Raw genomic sequence first — 15,740 nt, 5'->3', positions numbered from 1 at the left:
AGGTATGAAATCAGAAAAAATTGCAGTGGTGGATATAGAAACAACAGGAAATTCATATAAAAGAGGCGACCGCATGATTCAGATTGCGGTCGTTCTGATTGAAGACATGCAAATTACAGAAGCCTATTCATCATTTGTAAACCCGAAGCAGCCGATTCCTGCTTTTATCACCGAACTTACCGGCATTACAGATCAGGATATTGAAGGTGCACCTGATTTTGAAGTGATTGCTCCCCGAATCAATGAGATGCTGAACGGGGCTGTTTTTGTTGCACATAATGTTCAGTTTGATCTGCCTTTTTTAAATGGTGAATTATCCGATGCAGGTTATCATGAGTTTTCAGGTGAAACATGGGATACAGTTGAGCTGTCACGGGCATTGATGCCTGAAGCAGCAAGCTTTAAACTCGGTGATCTGACTGATAATCTGTCACTGGATCATGATCGCCCCCACCAGGCAGACAGCGATGCGCTGGCAACAGCTGAATTATTGATCTCTTTACATAATAAAGTAATGTCTTTGCCGTTAATCACTGTCGAACAGCTTTCTGTTCAGTCTGCTTTCCTGAAAAGTGATCTGACTCTTTTTTTTGAAGCATGTATACATGAAAAAAAGAAGAATTTAACCGATCTCCCTGAAGAGCTTGAGGTCTTCAGGGGCATCGCAGTTAAGAAGAAAAAATTCACAATAAAGCAGAGCCAGCCAGCTGACTTTAGCATTGAACCTTTTATCAGACAGCTCGTGCCGGGATATCAAAAAAGAGAAGCTCAGCTGAATATGATCAGTGACCTTTTAACTGCATTTGACCAGCAAATGCACGCAGTCATTGAAGCGGGAACCGGAGTAGGAAAAACGCTCGGCTTATTGATCCCTGCCATAATTAAAGTGAGCAGAGGTAAAAAAATATTAATAACAACTCAAACACTTCAGCAGCAGGATCAGCTGATGTTAACTGCGGAAAAAATGAACCAGCTGCTGAATGATTCAATCTCAGCTACCGTTTTAAAAGGAAGAAGCAATTATATTCACATGTTGAAATTTGAACAGTCATTGAAAGAAGCAGATCGCCAGTACGATACAGTGCTTGCAAAAATGCAGCTTTTAACCTGGCTGACAGAAACCGAAACCGGTGATATTGATGAATTAAATCTTTCAGGCGGGAGCCTCTTATACTGGAACAGAATCAGACATAGCGGCTGGTATTTAGATAAAAATCAGGACCCATGGGCAGAAAGAGATTTCTACAGCTATTCTCTTACGAAGGCTGAACACTCTGATATTGTGATTACAAATCATTCAATGCTTGCTGCTGATAAGCATAAAGAGGTTCAGATGTTTCCGCGCTATGATTATTTAATGATTGATGAAGCACACCATCTAGAAGACACTTGCAGAAATCAATGGGGAATCAGGCTCGATTATATGAAAATAAAGTTTGCTATCACTCGTCTGACAGGGTCTCAGGATGAAGGCATATCAGAAAAGATCCATTTGATTTTAAATAAATATGACATCAAAAGTGAGAGATTAAATACTGACTGCTTTGAGAAATTAAATCAGGAAACAGATGCATCGTTTAATCAATTGGGTCAATTTTTTAAACAGCATGTAAAGCGGCAAAAGGGACTTCAAAGGCAAAAGCTGCTTTTATGTGCGGAAACGCAAGATGACTGGAAATATGTAAAATACAGTTTTGAAAGACTTTTCTTTGAATTGAAGAGCTGTCTAAAAGTTCTATCTGTTCAGCTTGATGCAATCGGGAAAAAGAAAACAAAATTGACTGTAACTGAAAAAGCTGCAGCTGAAGATGCTGGTGCACTGGTTCAGGAATGGGAACGTCTGATAGACATGATCAGAATGATTTTTATCAGAAAGAATGATCATCATGTGAAGTGGATCGAAGGTGATTTAAGGTCAGTTCCGGGCAGTTTGACAATTGTGGCGAACGAACTCGATCTTAAAGCAAAAATACAGCAGGCCTTTTTTGATGATAAGATCCCTTCTGCAGCAGTAAGTGCTACGCTCGCTGTTAATGACTCATTTAATTATTTTATTCAATCATCAGGCCTGGAAGGGAAAAAACTGATCACGAAAAAATACGAATCCCCGTTTGATTATCAGAACCATGTCAGGCTGATGGTGCCTAATGATCTTCCGGATATTAAGTCAGTGTCTCCTGAGGAATACGTTGAATGGATCACGGGGCATTTAGCTGTTATTGCAGAAGCAACCCAGGGAAGAATGTTAGTACTCTTCACATCTCATGAAATGCTGCGCAACACCTATGAATTGATTAAAGAAAGCCAGCAGATGGAGGATTTTGTACTGATCGCTCAGGGGATATCAGCAGGAAGCAGAACAAAGCTTTCAAAAAACTTCCGTAAATTTGATAAAGCTGTTTTATTTGGTACAAGCAGCTTTTGGGAAGGTCTTGATATACCAGGGGAGGACTTATCCTGTCTTGTCATGGTCAGGCTGCCTTTTTCACCACCGGATGAACCATTAATAAAAGCTCAGTGGGAGCGTGCAAGAAGTGAAAACAGAAATCCGTTTCAGGAAGTCTCCCTTCCAAAAGCAGTACTCAGATTCAGACAGGGCTTTGGGAGATTGATCAGGCACGAAAATGATCGCGGTATTTTTATGGTATTTGACAGGAGACTGATTAGTGCATCTTACGGGAAAGCATTTACAGATTCAATACCAAGATTGAAGGTGGAAGAAAAAAGTCTGGATGAATGTATCTTTGACATTGAAGAATGGCTGTAGAAGGAATAAACCTGTTATACTGTTTATGATAAATCTGATGAAAGAAGTGAAGCTGATGGGTGAAAAGATTGAAATCATTTCAACAGTGACAGTGGATCATTCAAAAGATCTTTATAAAATTGTAGATGCATTGAATCGTTCACTGAAGAGAGATGACCTGATGTTTGGTCTGGCACTTGATCAAAATGACCAGTCAAAAGCTGTTTTTACGATATATAGAACATAAGTGAGGTTTAATATGAAAAAATGGATACTCTTGTTATCTGCTGTTGTTTCAGTGTTTATCATCTGTTTTGCACTGATTTATTTTACTGCGAACAAGCAGGTTAACGCAGAGCTTGAAATAGCTGAAGAAGCTGCAAAGTCAGAAGGGATGGAAGTATCAGACAGCTACCATTATCATGGCAGTGAAGCTTATTTTATCGTATCAGGAAGCATTGAGGGTACAGAACAATTATTCTTTTATCCAGAAAATAATGAGCTGGATTCTGTCACTGTTTCATTTGATGCAGGGATCTCAGAAGAACAGGCCATTGAGATGCTTTACGCTGCTGATGAACCAAGCAAAATTTTATCTTCCAAGATCGGCATGGAATCAGTTGGTCCAGTATGGGAAATTGTGTATGAAGATCAGGATGAGCTTCTGAATTATTATTATGTTAAATTTGAAAGCGGCGATTGGTGGAGAACAATCCGTAACTTATGAGGAGTGGAAAGAACATGAGAGAATTACTTGCTGACAGAGTGAAATCATTAACACCATCAACTACTTTAGCGATCACTGCTAAGGCAAAAGAGCTGAAAGCAGCCGGAAAAGATGTAATCGGGCTCGGCGCAGGAGAACCGGATTTTAACACGCCTGATCATATTATTGAAGCGGCTTACCAGTCAATGAAAAGCGGTGAAACAAAATATACGCCAGCAGCCGGCACAGTCGCGTTAAAGCAGGCGATCGCTGATAAATTCAAGAGAGACCAGCACATTACATATGATCTTTCTGAAGTTTTTGTAGGCAGCGGAGCCAAGCACGTACTCTATTGTCTATTTCAGGCAATCCTTAATGACGGTGATGAAGTGATCATTCCGACTCCTTATTGGGTAAGCTACCCTGAGCAGGTTAAACTTGCAGGAGGTACGCCGAAGATTGTGGAAGGAAAAGAGGCAAATCAATATAAAGTAACTGCTGAGCAGATACGTCAAGCTGCAGGACCTAATACAAAAGCTGTTATTATTAACTCGCCAAGTAATCCGACCGGTATGGTCTATACTAGAGAGGAACTTGAAGCGATTGGAGCGGCATGTATCGAAAAAGATCTTTTGATCGTATCAGATGAAATTTATGAAAAACTTCTTTATGACGGTACGACACATACATCAATAGCAGAAGTTTCACCTGCTTTAAAAGAACAGACAATGATTGTGAATGGGGTTTCCAAGTCCCACTCAATGACCGGATGGAGAATTGGCTATGCTGCAGGCAGAAAGGACCTCATCAAAGCGATGACGAACCTGGCTAGTCATTCAACATCTAATCCTACAACTACCGCTCAATTCGGTGCGCTTGCGGCTTATGAAGGACCTCAGGATGCTGTTGAAGAAATGAGAACGGCATTCGAAAGCCGTCTGAACAAGGTATATGATCAGGTTAATAATATCCCCGGGTTTCGCTGTATTAAACCGCAGGGAGCATTTTATCTGTTTCCAAATGTAAAAGAAGCAGCTGGGATATGCGGATTTGATTCAGTGGATGAATTTGCAAAAGATCTTTTAAGCGAAGCAAATGTTGCAGTGATTCCGGGGTCAGGATTCGGTTCTCCTGATAACATCCGTTTATCTTATGCAACGGATCTGAATTCACTTGAAACGGCGCTGAAAAGAATCGGTGACTACGTTGAAAATAAAAAACGCTGATTGAACCATATACGCAACAAAGGTATAATACGTTAGTGATGAAACGATAGATATTAATTGTCCTGGAGGGAAATCAAGTGAAAACATCAATTATTCAAGCCGGCAGCCATGTTGGGGAAGAAGTGACAATTGGCGCGTGGCTTGCAAATAAACGTTCAAGCGGAAAGATCGCTTTTTTACAGTTACGAGATGGTACAGGATTTATTCAAGGAGTCGTTGTTAAAAGCGAAGTTGGAGAAGAAATTTTTCAAAAAGCAAAATCACTGACACAGGAATCTTCAATTTATGTAACAGGTGTAATCAAAGAAGATACACGCTCGCCTTTTGGCTATGAAATGGATGTTACAGATCTGACAGTGATTCACGAATCGACTGATTATCCAATTACGCCGAAAGAACACGGTACTGAATTCCTGATGGACCACCGTCATTTATGGCTGCGTTCTAACCGTCAGCATGCTGTCATGAAAATCAGAAATGAAATCATCCGGGCTACTTATGAATTCTTCAATAAAGAAGGTTTCGTAAAGGTGGATCCGCCTATCCTGACAGGCAGTGCACCTGAAGGCACTTCAGAGCTTTTTCATACTAAATACTTTGAAGAAGATGCTTACCTTTCACAAAGTGGTCAATTGTATATGGAAGCTGCTGCAATGGCACTTGGAAAAGTATTTTCTTTCGGTCCGACTTTCCGTGCTGAAAAATCAAAAACACGCCGTCATCTGATTGAATTCTGGATGATCGAACCTGAGATGGCGTTTTACGAATTCGAAGATAATCTAGAAGTGCAGGAACAGTATGTTTCCTATGTCGTGCAATCTGTGCTTAAGAACTGCCAGCTTGAACTGACGAGACTGGGAAGAGATACATCAGTATTAGAGAAAATTCAAGCGCCTTTCCCGCGAATCACATATGATGATGCGCTGAAGTTTCTTCATGAAAAAGGCTTTGATGATATTAAATGGGGTGACGACCTCGGAGCGCCTCATGAAACAGCCATTGCTGAGAGCTATGATAAGCCTGTATTTATTACACACTATCCAACAAGCCTGAAACCATTTTATATGCAGCCTGATGCAAACAATGAGGACGTCGTGCTTTGTGCAGATCTGATTGCCCCTGAAGGTTACGGGGAAATCATTGGGGGATCTGAACGGATTCATGACCTGGAATTGCTGGAACAGCGAATCAGAGAACATAACCTCGAGCCCGAAGCTTACAAGTGGTACTCTGAGCTTAGGAAATACGGTTCAGTACCTCACTCAGGTTTTGGACTGGGACTTGAGAGAACCGTTGCATGGATCAGTGGGGTGGAGCATGTAAGAGAATCAATTCCATTCCCAAGACTATTAAACAGACTATATCCTTAATGACAAGTGACCGAATAAGCACAATTGCTTTTTCGGTCATTTTTCAAGCTGAAAGGAGGGGACAGAGTGGCACAGCTTCCACTGCAAAAATGGATTAAAGAAGGATACACTGCGATTCCTGTAATGCTTCTGAAGTATTACAAAAAACTGAATCTCACCGAAACTGAAAGCATGCTGCTCATTCAGCTTCATTCATTTATAGATAAGGGAAATCATTTTCCGACACCAGATGAGATCGCTGAAAGAATGACTTTAACTTCATCAGAATGTCTGAAAATCATTCAAAAGCTAATTAAAAAAAATCTTCTTGAAATAAATAATCGTGAAGAAGAAATTAAAACCGAGCACTATTCACTCGACCCCTTATGGGATTGCATTTTGAATATTGCAGGCCAGGAACAGTTTCAGGAAACGGTTGAACAGACGATGGCAATGCAGACGGATCTTTATACAATGTTCGAACAGGAATTCGGCCGTCCTTTATCACCCCTTGAATGTGAAACACTTGCGATGTGGATAGATCAGGATGATCACAGTCCGGAGATCGTTAAATCTGCATTAAGAGAGGCCGTTATATCTGAAAAGCTGAATTTCAGATATATTGACCGTATTTTATTTGAATGGAAGAAAAAAGGCATCAAATCCCCTGAAGACGCAAAAAAACAGGGGGAGCAATTCAGAAAACCTAAAAATCAGACAGAGAAACCTCATGAGCCTGCGCCATTTTATAATTGGCTGGAGAATTGACTGGAAGTGATGATATGCTGACTAAACCTCAAATTAGAGAGTGTCTAGATGAAATGGAAAGAATGTTTCCGGATGCTCACTGTGAGTTAATTCACGATAATGCATTTGAATTAACGATCGCTGTATTATTATCAGCTCAATGTACAGATGCGCTGGTTAATAAAGTGACAAAGGACCTCTTTAAGAAATATAAAACGCCTGAAGACTACCTGAGTGTAACGCTTGAAGAACTGCAGCAGGATATTAGGTCTATAGGTCTGTACAGGAATAAGGCGAAGCATATACGTAATTTATGTGAAAGATTAATAGAGCATTATAACGGTGAGGTCCCTGCAGATCACAAAGAACTGACTACTTTACCAGGGGTTGGCAGAAAAACTGCGAATGTTGTCATGTCCGTTGCATTTGACTGGCCTGCCATCGCTGTTGATACACATGTAGAGCGGATATCCAAAAGGCTGGGTATTTGCAGATGGAAGGACTCAGTTTTAGAAGTGGAACAGACGCTGATGAAAAAAGTGCCGAAGGAAGAGTGGTCTGTCACTCATCACAGAATGATTTTCTTTGGCCGCTATCACTGTAAAGCCCAGAGGCCAGACTGCGCTAATTGTCCTTTGCTGCACTTATGCCGTGAAGGAAAGAAAAGACAAAAGAAACTGAATCAGGAGATATCATGATGAAATATATACTGCCGGATCAGTATAAGCATCCATTATTTTATCAGGATGATCATATTGAAGTGGAAATAGATGCTAATAGAAGTTTTGACCCTTATTTTGCAGCAGATCTGCAGGCTTTAAAACACCAGAAAAAGCCATGGGAGGATATTGAATCCTGGATCGTTTCCATAAATGAAGAATGGAAGGGTCTTTCAGATGAAATGAGGCCGCTTTTTGAAGGCCATGCTGAACAGACTTTTGATCCTATGGTGAAGGGAATTTCGCTTTTCTTTACACTTATATACTGGACAAATGAAATGCATGTATCAGTTTCAACATGGGAAGAGGATATTAAACAATTTGAAGTATCCATCATGAACCCTCATGAACGAATTTCATTTGTAATGAAAAGACCTGCTGTTTACTTTTCTTATATTCAGCTGGACGAAATGTTCAGGGAGCTGACTAAAACATCTGCAAAATTTGCAGCCATAAAAAAAAGAAAGCGCGGAAATTGACATCCGCGCTTTCTTTATTATTCTTCGGAATCAGTTGTTCCGTCTGAAGCACCTTCAGCAGGCTCTTCTGGTGTTTCTTCATTACCGGTGTCTCCTTCTTCCTCACCAGTTCCCTGATCAGGGTTTTCTTCACCGTTATTTCCGGAGTTTTCGCCATCATTGTTGCCTTGACCTTCTCCGTTGCCGTCGCCTTCACCTGGCGTCTGTTCATCCTGATTATCTTCTGGTGTTTCTTCAGGATTTTCTTCTTCATTTTGTTCTTCTTCAGGATTTTCTTCTTCTTCATCCTGATTTTCCTCTTCAGAACGAACGATTTCGATATTAGTGTTAGCTGAACTGCTTCGTTCATCATCAGCGATTGCTGTAACTGTGAACGTATAAGTAGAGCCTTCCTGAACCTGTTCAATATTCAAACCGTTCTGAGAAGTAACAGCAAGCTCACGTTCTTCATCGCCGTCGATGCTGACAAGGACTTCAAATTCCACATCACGATCATCACTTTCATCCTGACTGTGATCCCACGTCAGCTGGATTGTACCATTTTCCTCATTGTACTCAGCTGACAGGTTAGAAGGGGCCTGCAAGTCAGGAACGACATATTCTTCAGACACAGCAGTCGGCTCTGTACCTCTGATAAATAATTCAACCGATTTCTGGTCGGTTGGCGTATATTCACTCGCCAGCTGTACCGGAGAAGTGCCTTTTTCGATTTCCACTTCTACCACACTATCCGGCTTTTCAAAATCGGGTGTTTCGATTCCTTCATGAACGCCTCTCATAATATCTCTAAAGATATACTGGGATACCCAGCGGTCCTGAGGAGAGAGATAGTTCTGATTTACATTTGATGCATATCCAAGCCAGACTGCTGCAGTGTATTGCGTTGTATAACCTGCAAACCATGAATCCGGTGCACCATTAGAAGGGATGTTGTTAGCATTACGGATGTCTTCAGGATAGTTGGTTGTACCTGATTTACCTGCAAGCGGCAGACCACCAACCTGAGCCAATTCTCCGGTTGAGCCATCATTTAAAACATCTTTCAGCATATCTGACATCATATATGCTGTAGAATCCTTCATGACAACTTCTGATTCGGCCTCAAGCTCCATTGAAGAGCCGTCTCTGAACTCAATGCTTGTAACTGAATGCGGCTCGTTATAAACGCCTTTGTTACCAAAAGCTGCATAGGCACCAGCCATTTCTAAGGTATTTGTTTCAGGCTCACCGCCAATTGCTGCACTTTCACAAAGTACTTCACCACAATTTTCAGTATTAAAGTTCCAGCCAAGATCTCTAAGAAATTCAGTTCCCTGCTCCTGTCCAACTTCCAAATACGCTTTAATTGCAGTAATATTTCGAGAGTCTGCTAAAGCATCTCTCATTGTCATTGGTCCTTTGAACTGGCCGTCGTAGTTATTTGGTGCAAACCCATTTGAATATTCATAAGGCTCATCAACAATTGTCTGTGCAGTAGACCAGTCCAGATATTCAATTGCAGGGGCATAATCAAGCAGTGGCTTGATTGCTGAACCAGGCTGACGGGTCTGATCAGTTGCGTAATTAAAACCTCGCTGCACTTCATCACCATACCCGCGGCCACCGCCGATTGCTCTGATTGCACCGCTTTCAGTATCAAGTAATGTCACACCAGCCTGAGCCATCACATCATTCATATCTGCAGGAAACTGGATATTTCCATCATTCAGCGTGTTTTCAACGATTGTCTGTGCGTTCGGGTCAAGTGTCGTATTAATGGTTAAACCATCTTCATACGGGTTTACATCTTCAAGATCATCAATTTCATCCAGTACAACATCAACAAATGCGTCATATTTTGATTCTTCTGCTGCAAGCTGTTGTCTAGGATTTTCAGAACCTTCACTGCGGTCTACAAGACCATCTGTGATATCTGTTTCAATTGCCTGATTCATTTCTTCCTCAGAGATCTTGCCATGATTATTCATTTGTCTCAGTACAATATCACGACGTTCTTTTGCAAGGTCGGGATTTTCGTACGGGTTATAAGCATTAGGGCGCTGCGGTAGTCCTGCCAGGAGGGCTGCCTGATGCACCTGAAGATCAGAAAGGTCAACGCCGTAATAATATTGAGACGCTGTTCTGATGCCATAAATGCTGTCTGAGTAATAAATTTTATTTACATACATTTCAAAAATTTCTTCTTTGCTGTAATCCTGTTCAAGCTGATATGCTAGCCACGCTTCCTGGGCTTTACGTTCAAGTGACTTTTCAGGCGTCAGTACAGATTGTTTAATCACCTGCTGTGTTAATGTACTGGCACCTTCAGCACCAAATCCTTCAGTTATATTTGCAAGGACTGCTCCAACGAGACGGAAAAAGTCTACTCCCTGATGTTCATAAAAGCGATTATCTTCAATTGCAAGTACTGCATTTTCAACTACCGGAGGGATTTCATCATAGGATACAAACTCTCTGTTTTCTGCGCCAATCCTTGCGAAAACGTCCCCGTTAACATCTTTGATTTCTGTTGTAATCGGGTCAACAAAATCCTCTTCATTCAGGTCTGGAGCCTTTGAAGCATAATAGGCAAACAAGCCGCCTCCAAATAACAAACCGGCCAGTCCAACGATCAGGACTGTTATCAAGATCTTTTTAAATATAGACCCTTTTTTCTTTTTTTTATTTTTAGTTTTGGAATTCTTTTGCGCATTTCTTTTTTCTTCGCGTGATGTATAATCAGCCATTTAACATTTCCTCTCTTTCAAAAGCTCATTTAAGCAAATGATCTATAATTTTAAGGTAATCTATCCTGGGGTGCAAGCCTAAAGGGATAGAATAGGAAGTTTCCTCTATTTCTATTTTTGTCATAGATTTTCTCCCGCCTTTTAACATCCTCTCCCAAAATTGATTTAACTGCTCGTAAGGCATCAGGAATATTTCCTCAGTTGATGAAAATCTTATAATAACAAATGCGATTCCTTTTTGAGCAGTGACCTGTTTCATGTGATCAAGCTGATGCTGATGGAAATTCTGCAGCGGAAAAGAAGTGCGGTTTCTAGTTTCTTTCGCCTCAAAATCAATGTAACGACCTTTGTAAACACCATTATAGTCGGTGGTGGAAGCCTGCTTAAAATAAGCTTCTTTAATCACAGCAGCACTCCGCTTTGGATAATCTACATTTACGATTTGAACAGGTACAGGTTTTTTATGAATAACTGCAATACCGGAATGAACATAATAGTCATTCGTTTCATTCAGATCTTCTTCGAGGGTCATTCCTCTTTTTCCATGAGAATATGACTTTTCTTTTTTAACAGCACTCTTTAAAGTAGGTTTAGCGCTGAATTTTTTTCCATTTGGATAATGAAATTCCATGTGTAACACCTCACCTGAACATCATACCACATGCGTGGTTTGATCAAACTGATTGGTCTTAAAATTAGACGTACATACATCAATTAAAGTTACAGTCCGGCATTCGTTTGTTAAACTAACTGTATAACAAAATTGAGGTGTTAGATTTGAAACCGGAAATGATATTAAAACAAACCAATGAATTAATTGAAATAACCAGACAGGCAGACCAGGAATATAACAATAGAAGAGATTCAAAAGTTAAGGGTGATTTTTACACAGAAGTGAAACCATTTGCAGATCACGCACATTCTATTTTATCCGAGTGGAAAGACGCTGCATCAGATTATCTGATCAATCAGCCAAAAAAAAATATTCACCAGAATCAAATTGCTGCAACTGCTGAAAATATTGAATTAATTGTTGTTCAGTGCTTTTTCCCGGAAACAAGCTATAAGCGATTTAAAAGCTATATTCAATCAAGTCTATATGTATTAGAACAATTAAGCGCAATACTGGAGGATCATTAAAGCACTGGTAGGCATAAGCTATCTAAAAAGGAGAATGGCCGTGTATTTCTGTCCATATTGCTGTCGACCTTTATATCAATATGCTGCCGAAGAACCAGGAGTGAAAAAAGAGGAAAAGAGGCAGAAAGTTGACTTGAATCATATTATGTCAACCTGCAATCAATTCGTAAATACATGCAGTCAGGCGAATCAACTCATTCTATCTATTACCAAGGTAATAAAAACTTAACCCTATTTGCATGATGGAATATATGTTCGTATAATTGGGATACAGAGGTGATCGCATGCGTAAGAAGACGCTAAGTGAAATCGCAGAAAGTTTCAAACAAAATCGTGAAATTTCAGATCAGATTATAAAATGGCATACGATAGAACCTAAGGAAGCGGTGTATGCACCGCTTCCTGATCACGTTCACCCGGACCTGGTTAAAGCTTTGGAGCGCAGGGGCATCGGTCAGCTTTATTCACACCAGGCTGAGGCATTTGAAGCTGTCAGTAATGGTCATTCTATTACTGCTGTTACACCGACAGCTTCAGGTAAAACATTATGTTATAACCTTCCTGTTATTCATCAGATTATGAAAGAACAGCATAGCAGGGCGTTATATATATTCCCTACCAAGGCACTAGCACAGGATCAGAAAACGGAGTTAAATGAACTGCTTGAGCTAGCGGAGGCTTCTATTAATTCATATACCTATGATGGGGATACGCCAGCAGGAATCAGACAAAAAGTCCGAAAAGCGGGCCATATTGTCATTACAAATCCGGATATGCTCCATTCAGCGATCCTGCCACATCATACAAAATGGGTATCACTTTTTGAGAACTTAAAATATGTTGTGATTGATGAGCTCCACATTTACCGTGGTGTATTTGGCAGTCATGTCGCAAATGTAATAAAAAGATTAAAAAGGATCTGCCGGTTTTATGGCAGTAATCCGATTTTTATCTGCACATCTGCAACGATTGCAAATCCAAAAGAACTGGCAGAAAATCTGACAGGTAATGAGATGAAGCTGATCGATCGGAATGGTGCACCTTCAGCTAAAAAACATTTTGTTTTTTATAATCCACCTGTAGTCAATCATCAGATGAATATCAGGCGGAGTGCTACATTAGAAGTCAGAAGAATTGCAGGGCTGCTATTAAAAGAAAAAATCCAGACAATTGTATTTGCAAGAAGCCGCGTAAGAGTGGAAATCATTCTGACCTACCTTCAGGAACTTGTTAAGAATGAACTTGGACCGAAATCAATCAGAGGTTACCGCGGAGGCTATCTGCCCACGCAGCGAAGAGAGATTGAAAAGGGGCTGCGTACAGGGGATGTGTATGGCGTAGTCAGTACCAATGCTCTTGAGCTAGGAGTGGATATCGGACAGCTCCAGGCCTGTGTCATGACGGGATATCCAGGAACGATCGCAAGTGCCTGGCAGCAGGCAGGCCGTGCCGGAAGAAGGCAGGGAGAAGCTTTAATCATTATGGTGGCAAGCTCAAGTCCGCTGGATCAGTTTGTTATCCAGCATCCTGACTACTTTCTTGAAGCCAGCCCTGAGACAGCCAGAATTAATCCCGAAAATATTATTATTATGCTCGATCATCTAAAGTGTGCTGCGTTTGAACTTCCTTTTGAAAGGGACGAGCTATTTGGTGATATTGATCCGTCTGATCTGCTTGAATATTTAACAGAAGAACGTGTGTTGCATTTTTCAGGAAATAAATGGCATTGGATGAATGATGCATTTCCGGCTCACAATATCAGTTTGAGATCTGCCTCTCAGGAAAATGTAGTCATCATTGATCAGACAGAGACTGCAAATCATAAAGTGCTTGGTGAAATGGACCGCTTCAGTGCCATGACACTTTTACATGATGAAGCAATTTACCTTCACCAGGGAATCCAGTATCAGGTTGAATTTCTCGACTGGGAAGAGAAAAAGGCATTTGTCAGAGAAGTGGAAGTTGACTACTATACAGACGCAAACCTTGCAGTTCAGCTTTCTGTTCTTGAAGAAGATAAATGTAAGCAGACCGATCAGGCCAGAGTATCATTTGGGGATGTATCAGTCAGAGCAATGGCAACAATTTTTAAAAAAATTAAATTTGATACACATGAAAATATTGGTTCAGGACCGATTGATTTACCTGAAGCAGAATTACACACAAGCGCAGCATGGTTTGCATTAAATGAAAATCTTCATGATATGACGGAGGAAAGAATAGAGCAGGGGCTGATTGGTGCAGCTCATGCATTAAAAGCAATCGTACCGGTATACGTTATGTGCGATCCACAGGATATTCAGATTACGCCGCAGGTTAAAGCGGTTCATAATCAGCTGCCTACAATTTTTATTTACGACCGTTACCCGGGGGGGATTGGTTTAAGTGAAAAAGTATATGAAACCGGGAGCAGCCTGATCCATGAAGCAGCTTCACTTGTAAGAGGATGCAGCTGTGAGGAAGGGTGTCCGTCATGTGTCGGCACTGAAATTTCATTCTCGGGCGGCAAAAAAGATGCATATGCGTTATTAACTTTATTTGCTGAAGCAATGGAGAATGCTTAACATGGACTTTAAAAAGAAACTTGCGCGAATGAAACCCCATTTACAGCCAGGTGAAGTGAAGCGTGAAGCTGTAACTGAAAAACTGCCCTATATGGATATCTGGCAAAACCATCAGACTGATGTTTATGTCTATGAAGATCAGCATTGTCTGATCCGAGAAGTTCATTATCCTGTAGCTCATCAGCATGGAAACTACCGGCTTTCAGATTTTACAGATGTCGTGAATGCATGGAATCAGACCAGCTTTCATCACTCGCTGTCAGCCAGAGCATTTAAACCTGAAGACTTATTTTTTTTCGATACTGAGACAACAGGACTGAGCGGGACAGGTACTACGATATTTTTACTGGGTTATGCGACATTTCAGGAAGATAAAGTCATATTAAAACAGCACATTTTAACTGATCCATCAAATGAAATTGCGTTGTATCTGAGCTTCTTAGAAAATGTTAACTACGAAACACTTGTTACTTTTAACGGGAAGTCCTTTGACTGGCCTCAGGTGCAATCACGTCATACCTTAATCCGGAATCATGTGCCAAAACTTCCTGAAACGGGTCATTTTGATTTATATCATGCAGCTAAGAGGCTATGGAAGAGCAGCCTGAAATCATTGAAATTAAAAAGTCTTGAAGAAGAGAAACTTGGATTTGTCAGAACGGATGATGTGCCGGGCTATCTGGCACCGGCAATTTATTTCGATTTTGTGGATAGAAAGCATCCTGAAGGCATGCTGAAGGTGCTTGAACATAATGAAAAGGACATTTTATCATTGATTACGCTCTATACTCATATCAGTCTTCAACTGTTAGGGACTGATATGAATCAAAACAGCATGGAAAAGCTTGAAACTGGAAAATGGTTTAAGAAAGAAGGGGAACAGCTGATTTCAGAAAAATACCTGAAAGATGCTTATGAAATGGATGAAAACCCTTCTGCTGCTTTTCATCTTGCATATGAATATAAAAAGCAGAAAAAATATGATCAGGCAATTAAGCTTTTTGAAATTTCCCTGAAGGAAAGTGAATATAAAGAGCAAAGGATCTCCGCAATTGAGATCTCAAAAATGTTTGAGCACCACATAAAAGATTATCAACAGGCCTATTTATTTGCAATGAAGGCGATAAAAGCACTGGATCGTGACGTAGTAAAAGAAGAGTATAAACTTAAAAAGCTCGAAGAAATAAAGCACAGGTTAAATCGTATTTCCCGAAAATTACGTGGAAATCATTAAAATATTTCCCGGGCAAGCGCATAAACCGACTTTTTAACAGCTATTTCAATCCTTCATTTCGACCGGTTTCCTTATAGAATTGCAAAGTTGTCACAAAATAGACA

At 40.5% G+C, this 15,740-nt stretch carries 13 protein-coding genes; 11 read left to right on the top strand and 2 right to left on the bottom strand.

All coding sequences use genetic code 11. From position 1 onward, the window contains the following. Positions 1 to 4: 4 nt before the first annotated feature. The 8 genes from dinG (at position 5) to DH10bf12_RS13290 (ending at position 7,972) form a co-directional block, all read left to right on the top strand. Complete coding sequence (dinG, locus tag DH10bf12_RS13325; RefSeq protein WP_471735753.1) at positions 5 to 2,767, top strand: ATP-dependent DNA helicase DinG; 2,763 nt, start codon at positions 5 to 7, stop codon at positions 2,765 to 2,767. A 55-nt stretch (positions 2,768 to 2,822) separates the two neighbouring features. Then, complete coding sequence (locus DH10bf12_RS13320) at positions 2,823 to 2,993, top strand: YpmA family protein (RefSeq protein WP_082029163.1); 171 nt, start codon at positions 2,823 to 2,825, stop codon at positions 2,991 to 2,993. A gap of 12 nt (positions 2,994 to 3,005) precedes the next feature. Continuing rightward, entirely contained in the window at positions 3,006 to 3,473 is a 468-nt protein-coding gene (locus DH10bf12_RS13315; RefSeq protein WP_471735752.1) for a hypothetical protein, read from the top strand. Between the two features lie 14 nt (positions 3,474 to 3,487). Beyond that, positions 3,488 to 4,678 carry a pyridoxal phosphate-dependent aminotransferase gene (locus DH10bf12_RS13310; protein ID WP_471735751.1) on the top strand — a complete coding sequence of 397 codons (1,191 nt, stop codon included), beginning with the start codon at positions 3,488 to 3,490 and terminating at the stop codon, positions 4,676 to 4,678. 77 nt (positions 4,679 to 4,755) lie between these two features. Beyond that, a complete protein-coding gene (gene asnS, locus DH10bf12_RS13305) occupies positions 4,756 to 6,048 on the top strand; it encodes an asparagine--tRNA ligase (protein WP_471735750.1) in 1,293 nt (430 codons plus the stop codon). A gap of 66 nt (positions 6,049 to 6,114) precedes the next feature. After that, on the top strand, positions 6,115 to 6,795 hold the full coding sequence (locus tag DH10bf12_RS13300) for a DnaD domain-containing protein (protein ID WP_471735749.1): 681 nt from the start codon (positions 6,115 to 6,117) through the stop codon (positions 6,793 to 6,795). Between the two features lie 14 nt (positions 6,796 to 6,809). Next, entirely contained in the window at positions 6,810 to 7,472 is a 663-nt protein-coding gene (gene nth / locus DH10bf12_RS13295) for an endonuclease III (RefSeq protein WP_471735748.1), read from the top strand. Continuing rightward, positions 7,472 to 7,972, top strand: coding sequence for a YpoC family protein (locus tag DH10bf12_RS13290; protein ID WP_471735747.1), 501 nt, complete (start codon positions 7,472 to 7,474; stop codon positions 7,970 to 7,972). Before nth ends, DH10bf12_RS13290 begins: the two co-directional genes overlap by 1 nt. Positions 7,973 to 7,989: 17 nt before the next feature. Here DH10bf12_RS13290 and DH10bf12_RS13285 read toward each other — a convergent pair whose 3' ends face one another. Further along, complete coding sequence (locus tag DH10bf12_RS13285) at positions 7,990 to 10,698, bottom strand: PBP1A family penicillin-binding protein (protein WP_471735746.1); 2,709 nt, start codon at positions 10,696 to 10,698, stop codon at positions 7,990 to 7,992. 25 nt (positions 10,699 to 10,723) lie between these two features. Then, positions 10,724 to 11,329 carry a Holliday junction resolvase RecU gene (gene recU, locus DH10bf12_RS13280; protein ID WP_471735745.1) on the bottom strand — a complete coding sequence of 202 codons (606 nt, stop codon included), beginning with the start codon at positions 11,327 to 11,329 and terminating at the stop codon, positions 10,724 to 10,726. Positions 11,330 to 11,475: 146 nt separating this feature from the next. Between recU and DH10bf12_RS13275 the strand changes: the two genes are divergently transcribed. The 3 genes from DH10bf12_RS13275 to DH10bf12_RS13265 all read left to right on the top strand — a co-directional run bounded on the left by DH10bf12_RS13275 (position 11,476) and on the right by DH10bf12_RS13265 (position 15,636). Continuing rightward, entirely contained in the window at positions 11,476 to 11,838 is a 363-nt protein-coding gene (locus DH10bf12_RS13275) for a YppE family protein (RefSeq protein WP_471735744.1), read from the top strand. A 284-nt stretch (positions 11,839 to 12,122) separates the two neighbouring features. Then, on the top strand, positions 12,123 to 14,402 hold the full coding sequence (locus tag DH10bf12_RS13270; RefSeq protein ID WP_471735743.1) for a DEAD/DEAH box helicase: 2,280 nt from the start codon (positions 12,123 to 12,125) through the stop codon (positions 14,400 to 14,402). Between the two features lies 1 nt (position 14,403). Continuing rightward, a complete protein-coding gene (locus tag DH10bf12_RS13265) occupies positions 14,404 to 15,636 on the top strand; it encodes a ribonuclease H-like domain-containing protein (protein WP_471735742.1) in 1,233 nt (410 codons plus the stop codon). The last annotated feature ends 104 nt before the right edge of the window (positions 15,637 to 15,740 follow it).

The organism is Jeotgalibacillus sp. 10bf12, assembly GCF_055597105.1.
Note: the sequence above shows the minus strand (reverse complement) of the source record. Positions and strands in the feature narration are given on the sequence as shown.

What these genes read in the sequence shown, in the direction of transcription:
- recU (WP_471735745.1), bottom strand. Translation starts at nt 11,329, where the DNA reads ATGGAATTTCATTATCCAAATGGAAAAAAATTCAGCGCTAAACCTACT.
- DH10bf12_RS13310 (WP_471735751.1), top strand. Translation starts at nt 3,488, where the DNA reads ATGAGAGAATTACTTGCTGACAGAGTGAAATCATTAACACCATCAACT.
- DH10bf12_RS13315 (WP_471735752.1), top strand. Translation starts at nt 3,006, where the DNA reads ATGAAAAAATGGATACTCTTGTTATCTGCTGTTGTTTCAGTGTTTATC.
- dinG (WP_471735753.1), top strand. Translation starts at nt 5, where the DNA reads ATGAAATCAGAAAAAATTGCAGTGGTGGATATAGAAACAACAGGAAAT.
- DH10bf12_RS13265 (WP_471735742.1), top strand. Translation starts at nt 14,404, where the DNA reads ATGGACTTTAAAAAGAAACTTGCGCGAATGAAACCCCATTTACAGCCA.
- DH10bf12_RS13270 (WP_471735743.1), top strand. Translation starts at nt 12,123, where the DNA reads ATGCGTAAGAAGACGCTAAGTGAAATCGCAGAAAGTTTCAAACAAAAT.
- DH10bf12_RS13320 (WP_082029163.1), top strand. Translation starts at nt 2,823, where the DNA reads ATGGGTGAAAAGATTGAAATCATTTCAACAGTGACAGTGGATCATTCA.
- DH10bf12_RS13285 (WP_471735746.1), bottom strand. Translation starts at nt 10,698, where the DNA reads ATGGCTGATTATACATCACGCGAAGAAAAAAGAAATGCGCAAAAGAAT.
- DH10bf12_RS13290 (WP_471735747.1), top strand. Translation starts at nt 7,472, where the DNA reads ATGAAATATATACTGCCGGATCAGTATAAGCATCCATTATTTTATCAG.
- nth (WP_471735748.1), top strand. Translation starts at nt 6,810, where the DNA reads ATGCTGACTAAACCTCAAATTAGAGAGTGTCTAGATGAAATGGAAAGA.